The 18,546-nt window shown below is 69.4% G+C and carries 18 protein-coding genes; 7 read left to right on the plus strand and 11 right to left on the minus strand.

Features of this window, described 5'->3' with window-relative positions; all coding sequences use genetic code 11:
* The first annotated feature begins 190 nt into the window (after positions 1-190).
* Both ACFV6V_RS15610 and ACFV6V_RS15615 read left to right on the plus strand, forming a co-directional pair.
* A complete protein-coding gene (locus ACFV6V_RS15610) occupies positions 191-745 on the plus strand; it encodes a peroxiredoxin (protein ID WP_385564593.1) in 555 nt (184 codons plus the stop codon).
* A 2-nt stretch (positions 746-747) separates the two neighbouring features.
* Positions 748-1,281, plus strand: coding sequence for an alkyl hydroperoxide reductase (locus tag ACFV6V_RS15615; protein WP_361280438.1), 534 nt, complete (start codon positions 748-750; stop codon positions 1,279-1,281).
* A gap of 367 nt (positions 1,282-1,648) precedes the next feature.
* Here ACFV6V_RS15615 and ACFV6V_RS15620 read toward each other — a convergent pair whose 3' ends face one another.
* From ACFV6V_RS15620 to ACFV6V_RS15635, 4 genes are all read right to left on the minus strand, one after another.
* Complete coding sequence (locus ACFV6V_RS15620; protein WP_385564596.1) at positions 1,649-3,043, minus strand: AI-2E family transporter; 1,395 nt, start codon at positions 3,041-3,043, stop codon at positions 1,649-1,651.
* A 106-nt stretch (positions 3,044-3,149) separates the two neighbouring features.
* Entirely contained in the window at positions 3,150-3,839 is a 690-nt protein-coding gene (locus tag ACFV6V_RS15625; protein WP_385564599.1) for a transglycosylase SLT domain-containing protein, read from the minus strand.
* A gap of 463 nt (positions 3,840-4,302) precedes the next feature.
* Positions 4,303-5,625, minus strand: coding sequence for a PhoH family protein (locus tag ACFV6V_RS15630; protein ID WP_385564602.1), 1,323 nt, complete (start codon positions 5,623-5,625; stop codon positions 4,303-4,305).
* Between the two features lie 542 nt (positions 5,626-6,167).
* Positions 6,168-6,929, minus strand: a complete 762-nt coding sequence (locus tag ACFV6V_RS15635; RefSeq protein WP_385564797.1) for an isoprenyl transferase — start codon at positions 6,927-6,929, stop codon at positions 6,168-6,170.
* Between the two features lie 175 nt (positions 6,930-7,104).
* On the opposite strand from ACFV6V_RS15635, the gene mgrA reads away from it, so the two are divergent.
* Entirely contained in the window at positions 7,105-8,175 is a 1,071-nt protein-coding gene (gene mgrA, locus ACFV6V_RS15640) for an L-glyceraldehyde 3-phosphate reductase (protein ID WP_385564604.1), read from the plus strand.
* 322 nt (positions 8,176-8,497) lie between these two features.
* Here the strand turns inward: mgrA and ACFV6V_RS15645 are convergent, their stop codons facing one another.
* On the minus strand, positions 8,498-10,036 hold the full coding sequence (locus ACFV6V_RS15645) for a DUF2079 domain-containing protein (protein WP_385564607.1): 1,539 nt from the start codon (positions 10,034-10,036) through the stop codon (positions 8,498-8,500).
* A 112-nt stretch (positions 10,037-10,148) separates the two neighbouring features.
* Entirely contained in the window at positions 10,149-10,973 is an 825-nt protein-coding gene (locus ACFV6V_RS15650) for a prepilin peptidase (protein ID WP_385564609.1), read from the minus strand.
* 102 nt (positions 10,974-11,075) lie between these two features.
* Here ACFV6V_RS15650 and ACFV6V_RS15655 point away from each other — a divergent pair, with 102 nt between their 5' ends.
* The gene (locus ACFV6V_RS15655) at positions 11,076-11,429 is read left to right on the plus strand and encodes a DUF192 domain-containing protein (RefSeq protein WP_385564612.1); all 354 of its coding nucleotides are present in this window, start codon (positions 11,076-11,078) and stop codon (positions 11,427-11,429) included.
* Between the two features lie 74 nt (positions 11,430-11,503).
* On the opposite strand, the gene ACFV6V_RS15660 is transcribed toward ACFV6V_RS15655, so the two are convergent.
* The gene (locus ACFV6V_RS15660) at positions 11,504-12,646 is read right to left on the minus strand and encodes a mannosyltransferase family protein (protein ID WP_385564615.1); all 1,143 of its coding nucleotides are present in this window, start codon (positions 12,644-12,646) and stop codon (positions 11,504-11,506) included.
* A gap of 358 nt (positions 12,647-13,004) precedes the next feature.
* On the opposite strand from ACFV6V_RS15660, the gene ACFV6V_RS15665 reads away from it, so the two are divergent.
* From ACFV6V_RS15665 to ACFV6V_RS15675, 3 genes are read left to right on the plus strand one after another with little or no spacing between them, the layout of a single operon-like run.
* Positions 13,005-15,035: a hypothetical protein gene (locus ACFV6V_RS15665; protein WP_385564617.1), complete on the plus strand. Its 2,031-nt coding sequence runs from the start codon at positions 13,005-13,007 to the stop codon at positions 15,033-15,035.
* 13 nt (positions 15,036-15,048) lie between these two features.
* Positions 15,049-15,645: a hypothetical protein gene (locus ACFV6V_RS15670; RefSeq protein ID WP_385564619.1), complete on the plus strand. Its 597-nt coding sequence runs from the start codon at positions 15,049-15,051 to the stop codon at positions 15,643-15,645.
* A 27-nt stretch (positions 15,646-15,672) separates the two neighbouring features.
* The gene (locus tag ACFV6V_RS15675; protein ID WP_385564622.1) at positions 15,673-16,119 is read left to right on the plus strand and encodes a DUF3592 domain-containing protein; all 447 of its coding nucleotides are present in this window, start codon (positions 15,673-15,675) and stop codon (positions 16,117-16,119) included.
* 106 nt (positions 16,120-16,225) lie between these two features.
* On the opposite strand, the gene ACFV6V_RS15680 is transcribed toward ACFV6V_RS15675, so the two are convergent.
* The 4 genes from ACFV6V_RS15680 to ACFV6V_RS15695 are packed head-to-tail and all read right to left on the minus strand — an operon-like array spanning position 16,226 to position 18,355.
* Complete coding sequence (locus ACFV6V_RS15680) at positions 16,226-16,888, minus strand: OmpA family protein (RefSeq protein ID WP_385564624.1); 663 nt, start codon at positions 16,886-16,888, stop codon at positions 16,226-16,228.
* Between the two features lie 8 nt (positions 16,889-16,896).
* The gene (locus tag ACFV6V_RS15685; RefSeq protein ID WP_385564627.1) at positions 16,897-17,484 is read right to left on the minus strand and encodes a hypothetical protein; all 588 of its coding nucleotides are present in this window, start codon (positions 17,482-17,484) and stop codon (positions 16,897-16,899) included.
* Between the two features lie 32 nt (positions 17,485-17,516).
* Positions 17,517-18,119, minus strand: coding sequence for a pilus assembly protein TadG-related protein (locus ACFV6V_RS15690; protein ID WP_385564800.1), 603 nt, complete (start codon positions 18,117-18,119; stop codon positions 17,517-17,519).
* On the minus strand, positions 18,116-18,355 hold the full coding sequence (locus tag ACFV6V_RS15695) for a hypothetical protein (RefSeq protein WP_385564630.1): 240 nt from the start codon (positions 18,353-18,355) through the stop codon (positions 18,116-18,118). The genes ACFV6V_RS15690 and ACFV6V_RS15695 overlap by 4 nt, the downstream gene beginning before the upstream one ends.
* Positions 18,356-18,546: the final 191 nt, after the last annotated feature.

Below are 18,546 nucleotides of genomic sequence, written 5' to 3' on the forward strand. Positions count from 1 at the left end.
GATCGCAGCGTGCCAGTCTAACCGTCCCCACGATCAATGCACTCATCGGTGATCGGGATTCGGCTATCGGACATGGCTATCAATGCGGTCGGCATCTTCAATTTCCCCCTATTGATCACGCCGTGACAGGCTGATGCTCCGTCCAACCCACGGAGCCCCCACAAAGGGCCTCCCATTGCAAGGAGAGCGCGTGCTCACTGTCGGTGACCAGTTCCCCACCTTCGAACTGACCGCCTGCGTCTCGCTGGAGAGCGGCAAGGAGTTCGAGCAGATCACCCACAAGTCCTACGAGGGCAAGTGGAAGGTGGTCTTCGCGTGGCCCAAGGACTTCACCTTCGTCTGCCCCACCGAGATCGCCGCCTTCGGCAAGCTGAACGACGAGTTCGCCGACCGTGACGCCCAGGTCCTCGGATTCTCCGGCGACTCCGAGTTCGTCCACCACGCCTGGCGCAAGGACCACGCCGACCTGCGTGACCTGCCCTTCCCGATGCTGGCCGACTCCAGGCACGAGCTGATGCGCGACCTCGGCATCGAGGGCGAGGACGGCTTCGCGCAGCGTGCCGTGTTCATCGTCGACCCGAACAACGAGATCCAGTTCACGATGGTGACCGCCGGCTCCGTCGGCCGTAACCCCAAGGAGGTCCTGCGGGTCCTCGACGCGCTCCAGACCGACGAGCTCTGCCCCTGCAACTGGTCCAAGGGCGAGGACACCCTGGACGCGGTCAAGCTGCTGGCCGGTGAGTGAGCATGGCCCTCGATGAGCTGAAGTCCGCGCTGCCGGACTACGCCAAGGACCTCAAGCTGAACCTCGGCTCGGTCATCGGCAACAGCGAGCTCCCCCAGCAGCAGCTCTGGGGCACGGTGCTGGCCTGCGCGATCGCCTCGCGCTCGCCGATCGTGCTGCGCGAGCTGGAGCCGGAGGCCAAGGCCAACCTGTCCGCCGAGGCGTACACCGCCGCCAAGTCTGCCGCCGCGATCATGGCGATGAACAACGTCTTCTACCGGACCCGGCACCTGCTGTCGGACCCCGAGTACGGGACGCTGCGCGCCGGTCTGCGGATGAACGTCATCGGCAACCCGGGTGTCGAGAAGACCGACTTCGAGCTGTGGTCACTCGCCGTCTCCGCGATCAACGGCTGCGGCCAGTGCCTCGACTCGCACGAGCAGGTGCTCCGCAAGGCGGGCGTCGAGCGCGACGTCATCCAGGAGGCCTTCAAGATCGCCTCGGTGATCCAGGCGGTCGGCACGACGCTGGAGGCCGAAGCCGTCATGGGCGGCTGAGTCCGTACAGGCACCACCACACAGGGCGCCCCCGCCCGGTTCGGGACATCGAGCCGGTGGGGGCGCCCTGCTGTGTCCGCGTACCGTGCGGGGACACCCGGCCCCGACGAGGGGCCCCGATGTGACCGAACTGCTCCGGGCGGGGGCGAGCCCCCAGGCAGGGCTTAGGCCGTGTCGGAGAACTGGTGTCGTCCGCCCGGAGGGCGGGGCTCGCGGCGTCCGGTGCGTGCCATCGCAAGGCGGTGGGGGTTCCCCCGCCGGAGGCAGGGGGAGGTCGTCCTCGTACCGGGCGTACTCGGACGGTTCGACAACGCAGCGAGTGCGCGTGCCAGGCGTCGCGAGCCAGGCCGGAGTTCTCACACACGGCCTAAGCCCGGTCCCCGGGCGGAGGAGTCGGCGGCGGAGCGGTCGGGGGCAACGGCGGCGGAGTGGGAGCCACTTCGATGGCCGTCGCACCGTGCGGTGCCGGGCCCTGGTGGACGGGGTACACCTGGGCGTACGAGCGCAGATAACCGACCACCGTGTTGGTCACCGCCACCAGCGGTACGGCCACCACCGCTCCCCCGATGCCTGCCGTCAGGCCGCCCGCGGCGACCGCGAGCACGACGGCGAGGGGGTGGACCCGTACCGCCCGGCCGAGGATGAACGGCTGGAGCACATGGCCCTCGATCTGCTGCACGGCCAGCACGACCAGCAGCACCATCAGCGCGGTGAACACGCCCTGGGTGACCAGCGCCACGATGACCGCGAGGGCGCCCGACACGACCGCACCCACGAGCGGGATGAACGAGAACAGGAAGATGAACACCGCGAGCGGGACGGCGAGCGGCACATCGAGGAAGTAGATGCCGAGGCCGATGAAGATCGCGTCGATCAGGGCGACCACCACCGTGCCGCGCACATACGCGGTCAGCGTCCGCCAGGCCCTCGGGCCCGCCCCGGCGACACCGGGCCGCGCCTGAGCGGGGACCAGCTTCAGGGTCCACTGCCAGATGCGCTTCCCGTCGTAGAGCAGGAAGAGCGTGGAGAACATCGCCAGCAGCATCCCGGTGAGGATCTCGACCATCACGCCCACGCCCTGGAGCCCGGCGGAGGTGATCTCCTCGGTGTTGGTGCCGATGGTGTTCTGGAGGTTCTGGGCGATGTCGTTGATCTGCTGTTCGGTCACATGGAACGGGCTGTTGAGCAGCCACTGCTTGAGCTCCTCGATACCGTCCTTGACCCGGTCGGCGAGATTGTCCAGGTTGTCCAGCACCTGCCACACCACAAACCAGCCGACCAGTCCCATGATGACGAAGCCGAGAACGGCGGTGACGGCGGTGGCGAGCCCGCGTGGCAGGCCCAGCCTTCTGAGGCGGGTCACGGTCGGCTGGAGGAGCGCGGTGATCAGCAGGGCGGCGACGAAGGCCAGCACCACCAGCTGAACGGCGCTGATCACCCGCATCAGCACCCAGAGCGTTCCCGCGAGCACCAGCAGCCGCCAGCCCGCTTCGGCAGCGACGCGCATGCCCCAGGGGATGGTGGAGACAGGGTCGGGTTTGGCGGCGACGGCGGGTGCGTACGCCGGGGGCGGAGGCACATGGTCCGCCGGCGCGGCTGAGCCTTGAGCCGCCGGCTCCGCACTGCCGCCGTCCGGGGCACCGCCGTTGACGATCAGGCCGTTGTCGTCCCGGACGGCGGCCGCCCGCCGTTCTTCGAGGCGTTCACCCCAGCGGTTCAGCCCGGTGCCCAACCGGCGCAGCCACCCTGGCATTCTCGACATCTCGCTTCCCTCTCCCCCCGGGGTCCGCCACGACCGTACACGCACGAAACCCCCCGCCATAGGACGGCGGGGGGTTCCAGAGTGCTGAGAGCTACTGCCGCAGGGCCTAGTACCAGTGGTTGGCCTGCCAGAACGACCAGGCTCCGCAGGGGCTGTCGTAGCGCTCGTTCATGTAGTTGAGGCCCCACTTGATCTGGGTAGCCGGGTTGGTCTGCCAGTCGGGGGCGACCGAGGCCATCTTCGAGCCGGGGTTCGCCTGGACCAGGCCGTAGGCATCGGAGGTGGGGTTGTCCGCGTGGTAGTTCCAGCTGGACTCGTGGTCCACGATGTTGCTGAAGCACTGGAACTGGTCGCCCGGCATCATCTGGCGGGCGATCGCCTGGACTTCGGCCACGGTGTACGACGACTGCTTCGCGAAGCTGGAGGCGGAGCGGACGGCGGAACGGCTTGCGCTCGCGCGTGCCTCAGCCTCGCGCTCGGCCTTCTCGTCGGCGGCCTTCTTCTTCGCCTCGGCGTCCTTGGCGGCCTGGACACGAGCCGACTCTTCCGCCGACTTCTTCGCAGCCGCGTCCGCAGCGGCGGCCTGTGCGTCAGCCTGCTGCGACAGGGACGCGACCTGCACCTGGGCCTGCTCGCCTACGGGGATGTCCGCGAGCAGCGTCGCGTCCGCGGCAGAGGCCTCGAAGTCGTTGTCCGTGGTCTGCGGGGTACCCGAGGCCACGCCAACGACGGCGCCGACAGTGGTGACCGCAGTGGCAGATGCCACCGCGAATCCCCGGACCGAAATCCGGCTCACACGGTTTCCTTCCAGCAGCGCCCGCACAGGTGACCTCACGGACGCAATCGTGCCCCTGACACTGGCACCCCTACTTGCTAGGTCACGGGGGGCGCGGGCCCGGTGGGCAACTCCCTTGCGGGAGCGCCGCGTGGTGCTCGGGCGGCATACGGCGGAGTCTGTTGAGTTGTCTGGTTTCCGCATCCCTGAGGATGCAGGTGTGCCGTATGCGGGGCCTGACGGAAGCAAGACTCTGCCGGAAGGCGAGGGCGCAAGGCAATTCCTCGTTACGTGGGATAGCTCACACCCCGTTTGCCCCACGGGTTTTACGGAAACACCCGCGCAGCACAGCGCCGCCCGGCTAAGGTTCTTCGCTTCGCCGGGCGGCGCCAACTACCTTGACGGACAACCGAAGCAGACCAGATCAGACCTGATCAAACTCTGCCCACTTCGGCCAAAATCCATCAATACGGATCAGCCTCTGTCAGGTAACTCCATCCTCGAGCATTTCGGTCACCAGCGCGGCGATCTGAGAGCGCTCCGAACGGGTGAGCGTCACGTGGGCGAACAGCGGATGCCCCTTCAGCTTCTCCACCACGGCGACGACTCCGTCATAGCGACCCACGCGCAAATTGTCCCGTTGCGCCACATCGTGGGTGAGGACGACCCGGGAATTCGCCCCGATCCTGGACAGAACGGTCAGCAGGACGTTCCGTTCAAGGGACTGGGCCTCGTCGACGATGACGAAGGCGTCGTGCAGCGAGCGCCCACGGATATGGGTGAGCGGCAGCACCTCGAGCATGCCGCGCCTGAGCACCTCCTCGATGACCTCACGGCCGGCCACCGCCGAGAGCGTGTCGAAGACCGCCTGCGCCCACGGGCTCATCTTCTCGGCCTCGGTGCCCGGCAGATAGCCGAGATCCTGCCCGCCGACCGCGTACAGCGGGCGGAACACCATCACCTTCTGGTGCTGCCTGCGCTCGAGCACCGCTTCCAGGCCGGCACACAGGGCCAGCGCCGACTTTCCGGTGCCCGCCCGGCCGCCCATCGAGACGATGCCGACCTCCGGGTCGAGCAGCAGATCGAGGGCGATGCGCTGCTCTGCGCTGCGCCCGCGAATACCGAAGGCCTCCCGCTCGCCCCGTACCAGGCGTACGTTCCCCTCGGCCGTGACCCGCCCGAGCGCCTTCCCGCGCTCGGACTGGAGCACCAGACCGGTGTGGACGGGCAGCTCGGCGGCCTCGGGCAGATACAGGGTCTCCTCTTCGAAGAGAAGGTCCACCTGTTCGGCCGAAATCGCCAGTTCGGACATCCCGGTCCAGCCGGAGTCCGTGATGGCGAGCTCCGCCCGGTACTCCTCGGCGAGGAGACCGACGGACGAGGCCTTGATCCGCAGGGGCAGGTCCTTGGAGACGACGGTGACGTCATACCCCTCCGCCTGGAGGTTCCGGGCCACCGCGAGGATCCGCGAGTCGTTGTCACCCAGCCGGTAGCCCGCGGGGAGCACACCGGGGTCCGAATGGTTGAGCTCCACGCGGAGGGTGCCACCGAGGTCGCCCATGGGGATGGGTGCGTCCAGCCGGCCGAACCGGATCCGGTAGTCGTCCAGCAGGCGCAGCGCCTGCCGGGCGAAGTAGCCGAGCTCCGGATGGTGCCGCTTGGCCTCCAGCTCCGTGACCACGACGATCGGGAGCACGACCTCGTGCTCGTCGAACCGGGCCATGGCGTTCGGATCGGCCAGCAGAACGCTCGTGTCGAGAACGTATGTGCGCCTGTCGGGCATGCGGCGCTTAGTGCTGTTCACCACGGAAGGACGTACCCCCTCGGCTGAGATCGGGGTGCGACGACGTCGCGCGTTGGAGGTCCCCCCACCGGAGGCGGGGAGACGGGGCCGGTGTCCGGCCGCGATGCGCGGGCCGGGCACCGGCCCTCCGTTCCTTCCGTGCCGAACGCACGGTCGTCCTGGCGCAAAGGGCCTCCCGGGCGGGCGGCTCGGCGCCACCCGCAGCAGAACGGCATCCGGCCTGTTGTCCGGATGTCGACCTGGAAGCAATATTCCCTCGAACATGCGCCGCCATGCCAGGGCATATGACGAAGCGTCGATGAACAGGCCATGACCATGAACGCGCGGGCCGGGCGGTTCAGGCCCGGCGGGCCCGCACAGGACGGGGCCAGGGAGCGGCTCTCGGCCTGAAATCACCGCTTCAGGGGGCAAGGGCATGGCAAGCGGAACGAAGGAAAACCACCCGAAAGGCAACAGAACAGACATTACGGGTGAGCTGGTTGAGCCATCCGGAGGTGTCTCCGCGTGCCCTTCGGAGGCACGCCGACGTACGGCGCGTGCGCCGGTCAGCTGCCGTAGCGGCGGTGACGGGCCGCGTAGTCGCGCAGGGCGCGCAGGAAGTCGACCTTACGGAAGGCGGGCCAGAAGACCTCGCAGAAGTAGTACTCGGAGTGGGCGCTCTGCCAGAGCATGAAGCCCGAGAGCCGCTGCTCGCCGCTGGTGCGGATCACCAGGTCGGGATCGGGCTGGCCACGGGTGTAGAGGTGGGAGGCGATGAGATCCGTGTCGACGATCTCCGCGAGCTCCTCGAACGTGGTGCCCTTGGCCGCATGCTCGGTCAGCAGCGAGCGCACCGCGTCGGCGATCTCCTGGCGCCCGCCGTAGCCGACGGCGACGTTGACGAGTATGCCCTTGTTGCCGGCGGTGGTCTGCTGGGCCTCCTTGAGCACGGCCTGGGTGCGGGCGGGCAGCAGATCCATGGTGCCGGCATGGTGGACGCGCCAGCGGCCGTCCGCCGCGAGCCCGCGCACCGCGTTCTCGATGATGCCGAGCAGCGGGACCAGCTCCCCTTCGGGCCGGTCCAGGTTGTCGGTGGACAGCATCCAGAGGGTGACGACCTCGACGTCGGTCTCGGCGCACCAGCCGAGCATCTCGTGGATCTTGTCCGCGCCCGCCTTGTGACCCTGCTCCGTCGTGCCTCCGGACGCCTTCGCCCAGCGGCGGTTGCCGTCCAGGATGACGCCGATGTGCTTCGGCACCTGGGCGTGGTCGAGGCGGCCCTCCACACGGCGCTCGTAGAGGCCGTACACCAGGTCGCGCAGGTTCACGTAGTCCACCCTCTCGGTTCCGTCCGGGCCGGCCACGCACCATCCTCGTGGCTCCCGGCCCGCCGCGCTGCACGCCTCTCACGTGCTGCGGCTGCTCCCGATGCCGTCAGGTTACTTGGCACCCCCCGCAGGGGCCCAACCCGGTCTGTCACAAGTCCGTGATAAGCAGAGAAGCGTGAACGTTTCCCCCTGCTCCTCCCCCCATTCGCCCCGCTCCCGCTCCACCTACCGTGCCGCCGAGAGCCGCTACGACGCCATGGAGTACCGCCGCAGCGGACACAGCGGGCTCAGGCTCCCCGCGATCTCCCTCGGCCTGTGGCACAACTTCGGCGACGACCGCGCGCTCGAGCCGCAACGCGCGATCCTGCGCCGCGCCTTCGACCTGGGCGTGACGCACTTCGACCTGGCGAACAACTACGGCCCCCCGCCCGGCTCGGCCGAGCTGAACTTCGGCAAGCTCTTCGCCCAGGACTTCGCCGCGTACCGGGACGAGCTGCTCGTCTCCACCAAGGCCGGGTATCTGATGCACCCCGGCCCGTACGGCGAATGGGGATCCCGCAAGTACCTGCTGTCGTCGCTGGACGCCTCGCTGTGGCGGATGGGCCTCGACTATGTCGACATCTTCTACTCGCACCGCTTCGACCCGCACACCCCGCTGGAAGAGACGATGGGCGCGCTGGCGTCCGCCGTCCAGCAGGGCAAGGCGCTCTACGTCGGCGTGTCGTCCTACAACGCGGAGCAGACGGCCGAGGCGGCCAGGCTGCTGAAGGAGATGGGCGTCCCCGCCCTCATCCACCAGCCCTCGTACTCGATGATCAACCGCTGGATCGAGGGCGACAATCTGCTCGACACCCTGGAGAACGCGGGCATGGGCTGCATCTCCTTCGCGCCGCTCGCCCAGGGCCTGCTCACCGGCAAGTACCTGACCGGCATCCCGGAGGACTCGAGGGCCGCGCAGGGCAAGTCGCTCGACCCCGGCCTCCTCTCCGACGACGTGCTCCGCAGGCTCCACGGTCTGAACGGGATCGCCCAGCGCCGCGGCCAGTCCCTGGCCCAGCTGGCGCTGTCGTGGGTGCTGCGCGACCCGCGTATGACGTCCGCGCTGATCGGCGCGAGCAGCGTGCGCCAGCTCGAGGAGAACGTGGCCGCGCTCACCGCACCGCCGCTGTCCGATGAGGAGCTGACGGAGATCGACGCCTTCGCGGTGGACACCGCGGGAACCAACATCTGGGCCGCCCGGAACTGACGGCGCCCGGGGAAAAGAGAAAACGGGCCGGTCCGTGGGGGGGATACGGACCGGCCCGAGGGGGGGTTTCCACCATAACCCTTCGTGAGGGTTGATGCGTGCCGCGGCGTGCCACAACTACTCTCCGAAATCGGCGGACTGCACTGCGGAGAGGAAAAGCGGCCGGTGGCAGGCCCGTGGCACGGTTCGCGCCCCGGCCGGGCGCTGGGGCGACTACTCCCGACGGGGGACCCCGGGGGCCGGGCACGCGGTTGACGCCGCGAGACCGCGAGGGCGCGAGGGATCAGCCGTATGAGGGGACCCGGTCAGGTGAGGACCCCGGTCAGGACCGGCGGCGCAGCAGGGTGATGCCGTCCCGTTCGGCGACGACCTCATACCCGTAGGAGCGCTTCGCCGCCTCCAGCTCCGCGAGCTGCTGCTCGATCGGGTAGGGCCAGTGGCCCGTCTTGTAGGGCCAGGCCTCCGGGGCGCTGCGGTCATGGATGATCCACTGCGCCGTGGGGCGGGGCAGCCGCGTCCTCTCGTATTCGTAGAGATGCCCCTCGACCGGCCAGGTCGGGAACACCACCACCTCGCAGCGCGAGGTGAGCTGGGGCACCAGACGGTTGGACGCGGCCACCGTGACACCGTCCGGGATCCGCCGCAGCAGCGCCTGCGCGGCCTCGATATGAGGGGTGGAGCGCCAGGTGGCGCGCTGGGCCAGCTGGGCGAGGGGGAAGGACGGCAGCAGCACCACCGTCACGCCGATGACCGTCAGCAACGAGGCCCGCAGATGGCGCGCCGCGAGCGGCTGGCCGGGCGCGGCCTCCCGGTAGCGGGTGAGGGCGTCGATGAGACCCGCGAACACGACGGGCATCAGCACGGCGCTGTAGTGGAAGGCGGTGCCCCAGTGGAAGACGTTCTCGGAGAGCATCCGCCAGCCCAGGGTGGGCACGGCGATCAGCGAGAGCGGCGAGCGCAGGGCGACGAGGGCACTCGGCGCGAAGACCAGTACGAGGGTCATCGCCTTGACGTCGGGGCGGAGCACATCAAGCGGGGCGAACGCGATGGTGGCGAGCAGGGAGCCGTGCGCCTCGGCAAGATTGGCCCCGTGTGCGTAGCCGCCGCCGGGGTTGAACGCCGGGAGCAGCAGCTTGATCTCGATCGCGCTGCCGATCAGCCCGGCGGCCGCGGTCAGGATGCCCAGCCTGCGTGGCCCCTTCCAGGCGATGTACCCGCCGACCGCGGCGAGGGTCAGCCCGAGGTCCTCCTTCACCAGCAGCAGGGGCACGGCCCAGACCACCGCCTGCCGCCAGCGCCGGCGCCCGAGTGCCTCCAAGGCGAAGGACAGCAGCGGCACGGCGAGTGCCACCTCGTGGAAGTCGAACGCCGCGGCCGATGCGATGCCCCAGCTCATCCCGTACGCGCACGCGACGATGTGCGCGGCCTGCCGGCCGAGTGAACGGTCCGCCCAGCGGGCGAGTGGGACGACAGCGACGGCGAGCAGCGCGGACTGTGCGACGAGCAGACAGAGCGGGGACGGCCAGATCCGGTACAGCGGGGCGAGCATCGCGACCAGCGGGTGGAAGTGGTCCCCGAGCAGGTTGAAGCCCTCGCCGCGGAGCGGTACGACGGGAGCCCGGAAGTGGGCGTAGCCGCGTACGGCCTGTTCGAAGATCCCGAGGTCGTAGCCGGTGGTGCGCAGCAGCAGATGACGGCGCACGGCGACGGTCGTGTAGAGGAGGAACAGCGCCGTCGCCCAGCCCCAGTGGAGAAGGGCTCCCGCCGCGCGGCCGGCGCCCTCCCGTGGCGGTGCGGCGCGGGCCTCGGTCGACCGCGTATCCACCGACAGAACCGTCGCATTGGCGAAGAATGTCCGCATACGGCCGCATGCTAGGCCCTGTCCGGGCCAACTCTGAGGATCAGCCCGCGTCGTCACTTCCCCTCACCCCGCCCCTGGGTCGGGTGCTCCCGGGCTGGAGCGGCGGCGTCGCCTACCCGGCCGGCACCGCTCCCAGCAGGAGGCCGATCAGTGTCCCCGCGATCATGAACGGCCCGAACGGGATCGCCGACTTGCGGCTCGCCCTGCGCAGCAGCACCAGTCCGAAGCCGTAGACAGCCCCCAGCAGGAATCCGGCGAAGGCGCCGGCGAACAGCATCTCCCAGCCGTACCAGCCCAGGGCGGTCCCGAGCGGGACCGCGAGCTTCACATCGCCGAACCCCATGCCGTTGGGGTTGATCAGGAAGAGCACGAAATACGCCCCGCCGAGTGCGAGTCCGCCGAGCAGCGCCGTCGTGAAGGAGCCGGCGGCGCCCGGTAGCAGCGCCGCGCCCCCGAGCAGCAGCGCGGCGGCGGCCGCGAGGGGCAGGGTCAGCTGGTCGGGCAGCCGGTGCACGCGGCGGTCGACGAGCGCCAGCAGCACGGCGACGGGTGCGAGCAGCACCCATACGGCGGTTTCGGGCCGGACACCGGCAGTGGCGGCGAGCATGCCGCAGACGGCGGCGGTGACGGCGGGAACGAGCGCGGAGCCGCGGTATTCGCCGACGGGGCGGAGGTCTTCGGCACCGGAGCCGTCGCCGCGGGGGGCCCCGGTCACCGGAACCGGCGTGGCCGCCACGGACACCGCGCAGTCCGCACACCGGGCCGCACCCAGCCAGCCGCCCGCGACCCCGGCGATCGGATGCCCGGACGGGCAGGAGTCCCGCCACGCCTCCTCCGGCTCGACCGACAGCCGGTACGCGGCGCGCGGCAGCAGTGCTCCGGCCCCGGCACCCCAGAGAGCGGCGGCGACGACCGCGATGGTGTACCCGATGTCCACGGCCCGAGCCTAGGACCTGATCGCGCACCGGTCATGGGCCCGGGGACCCACTGTCCTCGCTGCCCTGTCCGCACCGGGAGACTCGGACTACGGTCTACGCCCATGGGTATCTGGCGTGACGGCAAAGGCGAGTTGAGGATCCCGGGGCGCGAGACCCCGGTGGACCTGGTGATCGCGGCCTCGTACCGGGCACGGACCCGCGGCCTGCTGGGCCGGGACGGTATCGACGGTGCGATCATGCTGACCCCGGCAGGCAGTGTGCACACCTTCCGGATGCGGTTCCCCATCGATGTGGCTTATCTGGACAAGCACTTGCGCGTCATCAGCATGCGCACGATGAAGCCGGGCAGGCTGGGCATGCCGCGGGTGCGCGCCCGCCATGTGCTGGAGGCCGAGGCGGGGGCGTGGGAACGCTGGGGCCTGCGGCCGGGCGTCCAACTGTCGGTCGGGAGCTGAGCCGACGGCTCTCGGGGCAGCTCGACCTGGTCGGGGGTCGTCCTCGCAGGCGGCCCCGGGGCCCGTGACGCCCCTTACGGCGGGCCCGACCCGAGCAGGGTGAGAGCCCCGTAGACGCCCGAGGCCACGGCCAGCAGGGCCATGACCACCGCGGCCGTGCGCAGCCGCAGCCGCGCGAGGGCCGCGGCCGGGGGCAGCAGCAGCGGGAAAGCCGGCATGATCAGGCGCGGCCGGGATCCGAAGTACGCGGCGCCGACGAGTGAGATCACCACGATCCCGATGCCGTACACCAGCACGGGCAGCGGCTGCCGCTGGCGCACGCACAGCCACACCACCCAGCCGAGCAGCCCGAGCGCGGCGATGAGCCCGACCCCGGCGAGCGGCGCCGGCCCCGTGAGCTGCTGCCCGACGAACCGGGTGAGGGCCACGCCGCCGTCGATGCTGTTGCCCCAGGCCGCCTGGACCTCGAAGTACGCCGTCGGGCTGCCTTCGCGTACGGCCACGAAGACCACGTAACCGAGCCAGCCCAGCGGTGACAGCAGTACGCCTGCCGCCAGCCGCCAGTTCAGCGCCCCGAGGCCACCCTGAACCAGGCGTACGAGCGCGGTGATCCCGACGGCGGCGACGAGCGCGGCGGCCGACGGCCGGGTCAGCCCGGCCAGGGCGCACAGCGCCCCTGCGGTGATCCATCGGCCGCCCAGCAGCGCGTACAGCGACCAGGCGGCGAACGCGGTGAACAGCGTCTCCGTGTACGCCATCGACTGCACGAACGCGGTCGGGTACACCCCCCACAGCGCGGCCAGCAGCACCCCGGCCCGCTGCCCCGCGACCTGTGCCCCGACGGCGTAGACACCCCAGGCGGCGGCGAACGCGGCGACCCAGGCGATCACCAGCCCTGCGGTCGCCGCGTCGAGGAACGGCAGAGCCTCGGAGACGCCTCGCTCCAGGGCGGGCAGCAAGGGGAAGAAGGCGAGGTCGGAGTGGACGCTCCCGTCGGGGAGGGTCACCTCGTACCCGTAGCCGTGCTCGGCGATCCGGACATACCAGACGGCGTCCCAACGGCCCTTGAGCCGGTGCAACCCGTCCTTGCCGGTGGCCGTCGCGGCGATGGCGAGGATCGCCATGCCGGTCAGCCGGACGGCCGCGTACCCGAGGAGAGCGGGGGCGGCGGGAAAGCGGCGCAGGCGGGCGGTCAGGGGGGCGGGCTGGTGGGACATGCGGTCGATTATGTCCGGGACGGTCACTCGCTCACGCGGGCGCCTCGGGCGACCGCACCGGGCGGCTCAGCCCCCGACCCGTACCCGCTCTCCACCGCACCCCGTCAGGGCGCCGCCACCACCAACCGCGTTCGGCCGCTGACCCACGGCCGGCCCCCTCACGGAAGCGGTTGGCAGAACGCCGTCAATTGGGCCCGGGATTGGGGCCGAGGGCCCATGCCACCGCTCCTCCACGCCCATACGCTCACGCCGCGCGCAGACAGCAGGGGCTCAGGTCAGGACTCATGTGCGGACCGTACGAGGCAGGACCGTGGCGCGCCGTGGACGGCAGGGACCGGCAACACGGAGGGGTGGCGCGGTGAACGGTGGGGGAGCATGGGGCAACCAGGACGGAAGCGGGGGCGACTGGCAACGCGCCCGCGGACGTGCCGGGATCGCGCCACCCGGACGGCACGAGCCCGGGGACTCCGGGCGGTTCTTCGCCCTGGTACGCAGCTGGGCAGCCGCCATCGTCGTGTACTTCGTCTGCGGTCTGCTCTTCGCCAGGGCACTCCTCGAACCCCTCGCCACCTCCGAGCGGCTCGACGCCTTCGCCTGGCGTCTCGCACTCCTGCATGTGCCGGGCATCCTCACCATCACCCTGACCGTGCTGGCAGCGGCCCGCCTGCTTCCCGAGCCGCGCCGCGACTCCCTTCCGGTCCGGCTCGCCGCCACCCTCACGGTGCCCCTCGTCGCACTCGCCTACGGCTACGCGGTCACCTGGCAAGTCCTGGCCCCTGAAGGCGTCTTCATGCCGGCCGTGAGCTTCGCGACCGGCGCCGCCGCGGGTCTGGTCCTCGACCGGCTGGTGGAGGGACGCGGCCCGGACGACCGGCCGTCGGCGCACGTTCCGTACGCCTGGCGGGACCGCGGCGCCACCGCGCTCGAGTACCTCGGGGTCGCCGTCGTGGTGGTGGCCGTGATCCTCGCGGTGTCCGCAGCGGGCATCGGCGGCCGGGTCGGGGACCGCATCCGCTGCGCCGTCTCGGCCCTCACGGGCTCCGGTGGCGGCGGCTGCGCCACGGGTCCGGACGGCATGGCCCACCCCAAGACCGACGCCGACTACGAACCGAAGCTGTGCCAGGTCTCCAGCGTCTCCGACACGGCGGGCGGCAAGGTGAAGATCGGCTGGTTCGAGTGGGGAGAGGAGTACGGCTTCCAGCAGAAGGTCGCCCAGGCCAACACCGATGTGAACGGCGACGGGAAGGTCGACGGCAACGACAAACTGGTGTACCTCACTTTCACCGACGCGGCATCGGCCGGAGTCAACGCGAGCACGCCCGGCGTGAAGCTCGGCAAGTACGGCAAGGCCGATGTCGACCTCGGCGGCGGCATCAAGGTCACCAACGGCGACACCTGGGTGTTCAAGAGCGAGGCGGACGCCGAGAAGATGCGTGACGACATCGAGGAGATGAAGATGTGGGAGACCTCGATGAAGCACAGCGCGGGCTACGGCGGCGGCAACTGGTACGCCGCAAAGGAGTGGGCCGAGAAGAAGGAGGCCATCGAGAAGCAGATCGGCGACAAGAAGATCTCCTACTCGACGATCGGCCTCTACGCTCAGGCCGACGGCGGCCTCGGCATCAGCGCCGGTGACGACGCCAAGCTCGGTGCCAAGCTCGGTGGCAAGGCGAAGTTCTCCCCCGATGTGACGATCACCAAGGACGACGTCAACGGCAACGAGTCGTACACGTACACCGCGAAGCTCGAGGTCGAGGGCAAGGTGAGCGGCGAGGCCGGGCCGCTCGGCGGGACGTCCGGGGCGAAGGACACCTACACGGGGACGATCACGGTCACCCGCGACCAGAAGACGGGCAAACTGGTCCGTATCGACATGACCCGGACGAAGGAAGGCACGGCCACGTCGGACAAGACCGACGTGAGCCACGACAACGGCAAGGAAGGCGACGACAAGAAGAAGGGCAAGGGCAGCGTCAACGACTCCTCCGGGCCGACCGGGATCGAGGTGCAGACGAACTCGATCGTCTTCGGCAAGGAGACGGACCCGGCGACGGAGGGGAAGCGGGCGACCGCCGAGCAGTGGCTCGACGGATCGGGCGACAACACGACCCCGTTCGAGTACATGTTCGGCGACGAGTCGCTCCAGCAGAAGCCCGCGGGGAACGATCCCTTCAAGCAGCTGATGTTCGAGGACGGCCTGTCGAGCTCTCTGACCTATCTCGGCGACACGGACGCCCAGGAGTTCGGCTTCGAGGTCTCGATGGGCATGAGTCTCGGGTTCTCCATATCGGACGAGCACAAGAAGGAGACCCTGACGAACGCCGAGTTCCTCGGCGCGCCTCAGGGCGACAAGCGTTCCTACCTGCCGTACAGCTACTGCGCGAAGTAAGGACACCGGACCGATGAAGCACTTCCGCATCCGCCGCCCCGTCTCGACAGCAGCCGTGCTCGCCCTAGCGGCACTGCCCCTCCTCACCGGCTGCGGCACGGGCTCGGGGGATGCCAAGGCGGCCCTCCCCGGCGGCTGGGGCAGCCTTGACACCACAAGCCTGAGCGTCGGCTACCCGCAGGAGAAGGGGTACCGGGAGCAGCCGGCCGCCGAACGGAGCAAGCACAACGCGGCGGTGGCCCTCAAGGAGGAAGGCGGACTGCGCACCGGAATGGTGTCCGTCCAGCTCGACTTCGCGACCGGGGTCGACAGCGCCGAGGAGGCCGCCACGGCCGCAGGTGCGGTCATCGGTCTCGGTGCCACCCGCGAGGAGACCACCGACGTGCGGCTCAGCGGCGAAGAGAGCGCCCGGCAGGCGCGTCGTATCGGCTACGAGTTCACCTCCAGCGGGGAGCAGAGGACACCCCGCAAGGGCACCCGGATGACGGGGGTCATGGTCGCCGGGGTCGATTCGAAGGGCGTGCCCTTCCTGGTGCGGATCAATGCGGTGAAGGGCTCCCTGAGCGAGGGCGAACTCGATACGTTCGTGGAGTCGATCACCGTCAAGTAGCCCGTCCTGGGCGTAAGGAAGGCAGCGATGCAGATCCTCCCGGGCGGCGGGGCCACACTCCTGCTGCTGCTCGGACTCCTCTTCGGCGGGTTCGCCGTACGGTCCGCACTGCGGTTGCGTCGAGTGCTGCGGCTGGTCCGCCACGGCGAACACACCGAAGGCCGGTGCGCGGGGCGCCGGACCGTCGACCGCGGCCCGGGGATGGACCGCCGCTATGCCACGGAGTACGTCTTCGCCTTCCGCACACACGACGGCCGGGACATCGAATTCACCGACGCTCCCGGCCCCTTCGGCTTCGAGCCCGGAGCACCGGTCCGCGTCTCCTACGACCCGGCCGCACCGGAGAAACACGCGACGGTGGCGGGCCCGGGCACCTGGGGACCGGCACTGGCACCGGCCGCGTTCGCCGCGGGCCTCGGGGTGTTCGCGCTGGGGCTGCTGTACGGATTCGTGGCGTTGCGGGGATGGGTGTGAGTGGACCCGGGAACGCCGGAGCCCGGCCGCCCCGCGGAAGCGGCCCTGGCCGGGCAGGCCAGGGCAACCCACAGCGGCTGTCCCGCTGCCGCACAGCCGTACCGGGTCAGCTCGTGGAGTCTGTCTCGCCCCGCGGGAAGGAGACCTCCACGCGGCGGTTCTTCTTTCGGCCTTCCTCGTTCGAGTTGTCCGCGATCGGGTACTGCTCGCCGTAGCCGCGGACCTCGTAGGTGATTCCCGCGTCGTTGAGCGCCTTCGTCAGCACGGAGTGGACGGCGTTGGCGCGCTGCTTGGACAGCACGTCCCCGTGCTCGGACGACCCGAGGTTGTCCGTGAAGCCGAAGACGCGGACCTTCTTCGCGTCCTGCTTCTTGATCTCATCCGCGATGGCCTGAATCCGGGCGTTCGCGGCGTTGCCGAGCTTCGCGCTGTCCTTGCCGAAGAGCACCTCGGCCTGGAGGGCGAACTTGACGTCCGAGTTGGTGTCCTCGCGACGCTCCTCTCCCCCCTGGGATTCGACGACGGACTTGATGTCCAGGACCTTCGAGGGGGCGAGGGTGGCGCCGTCCACCATTCTCAGGCCCGGGGAGTCGGGGTCGACCTTGACCGGCGGTTCTGCGGAGGTGTCGGTGCCGGGTGGGAGGCTCGGATTGTCATCGGCTCGTGCCTCAGTGGCCATCAGGACATGTGATGCCGCCAGAACGGCGGTAGCACTGAGAGCACTCACGAAGAGACGCGAGGATGGTCTACGCATTCCGGAATAAGTCATCTCGCCCCTCATCCAACGATCTTGAGGGTGGCGGAAGGGAACGACGGAAGCTGGAAGTCCACTTCGGATGTGGAATCCGGCGGGGCCGGGAACTGCATGAACACGGGGAGCTTCTTACCTGCGTCGACCTGAGTGAATCCGGCTGTGCACAGGCAGCGGCCCTCGGTGTCCCTCAGGACGTAGTAGCGCTTCTTGCCGACCTTGTCCACGAGTGTGGCACCACCGACGGACTGACCGCTGCCCTGCAATTCCTGCTCGGTACCACGCCACTCGGTCGTGGCGTAGTAGGCCGCGCTTCCCGTGTTCTCCACCTGCCCGTTCACCGTGACGAAGCCGCCGGAGTCCCGTTGAATCGAGTTGACCGTCAGAACCATGCCGTCCCTGCCCTTGACCGTGGCAATGACCTGGTCCGCGTCCGGCTGCGCGTTCGAGCTGCCGGGCTTTGCCTGTCCGTTGTCGGCGGGCTTGGCCGACGAGCCCGATTCCCCTTTCGTCCCCTCGCCACCGCCGCAACCGGCGACTGTGAGGGCCAAGGCACCGGTGATCACCACGGCAATCACCCTTCTGCGGGCATTCAAAGTATGCCGAATGCTCATGAGTGACGTTTCCTTTGCTTGTCGTTCGCTCATCAATCAACCAACTGGACGTCGAAGAGATCCTTGGCATCGGGCAGACCCGTCAGACTGTCCTCAAGATCCCAGCTACCCGTCTTGCAGTTGAGCCTGGGAAGGATTTCGAGGTCCTCCGGCAGCTTGAAAGTGCAGAGGGGTTTGACCACGGCCTTGGCGCTGGCCGTACCGAACGTCGCCTCGGTCCCCGGAATGATGGACTTACCCACTGGCTGCTGCGACTTGACGTGAACTTGGTAACCCAGCTCGGGCCGCCAGAACGGGACGCATCGATCAACATCGGCACCGTTCTTTTCGGCGAACACGGTCGCCGCGGGACACGAACTCCCCTCCAGTCCCAGCTTGCCGTCGAAGACGTCCTGCCACTTGGTGGGATCGGTGAGGTAGTCGTCGAGCCAGGCCCCCGCCAGCTTGTCCCGGGCGTCCTGGGCCGCCGCCAGAGCGGCGGCGTCCGCAGCGCCCTGCGCGCCGTTGCGGTTCGCGGACGCCTGGCCGACTGCAAAGAAGGCGAACGCAAGGAAGAGCAGGCCCGCCACCATCACGACATAGATGGGGAAGGCCTGCCCTCGGTCCTGCGACGTGCGGTTCGGCAGTCGGCTCAGCCGGCCTTGATCTTGTCGATCTGCTCGTTGATCTTCTGCGTGATCTTGCCGCCGATCCCGGTACCGACGATCGCGCCGATGATCACGACGACCACCATGATGATGCCCAGGTACTCCAGCGCCGTCTGGCCCTTGGACCGCTCGCGGTCGGTCATGCGGCTGACGACGGTGTTCTTCCACCCGTTGATGCGGATCTGGGTGTCGACGGCGGCCTTCAGCAGCGTCTCGTTCGACATGGTGTTCCCCTCCGGGTTCGGCCGACCGCATGCCGGCCGACGCGTAAGTCTCTTGGGTGTACTCGGCGTTACCGGCTTCCTCCTGGCCGGTGCCGCTTTCGACACGGGAAACGTACGCCGGGGAAGGGGACCCAGAAGAGGGCCCCAGGGCCCAATCGCAGACCCAAAGCACGAGCTGGGCCCTCACTGCC

Source organism: Streptomyces sp. NPDC059828 (assembly GCF_042731955.1).
Lineage (GTDB): Bacteria > Actinomycetota > Actinomycetes > Streptomycetales > Streptomycetaceae > Streptomyces.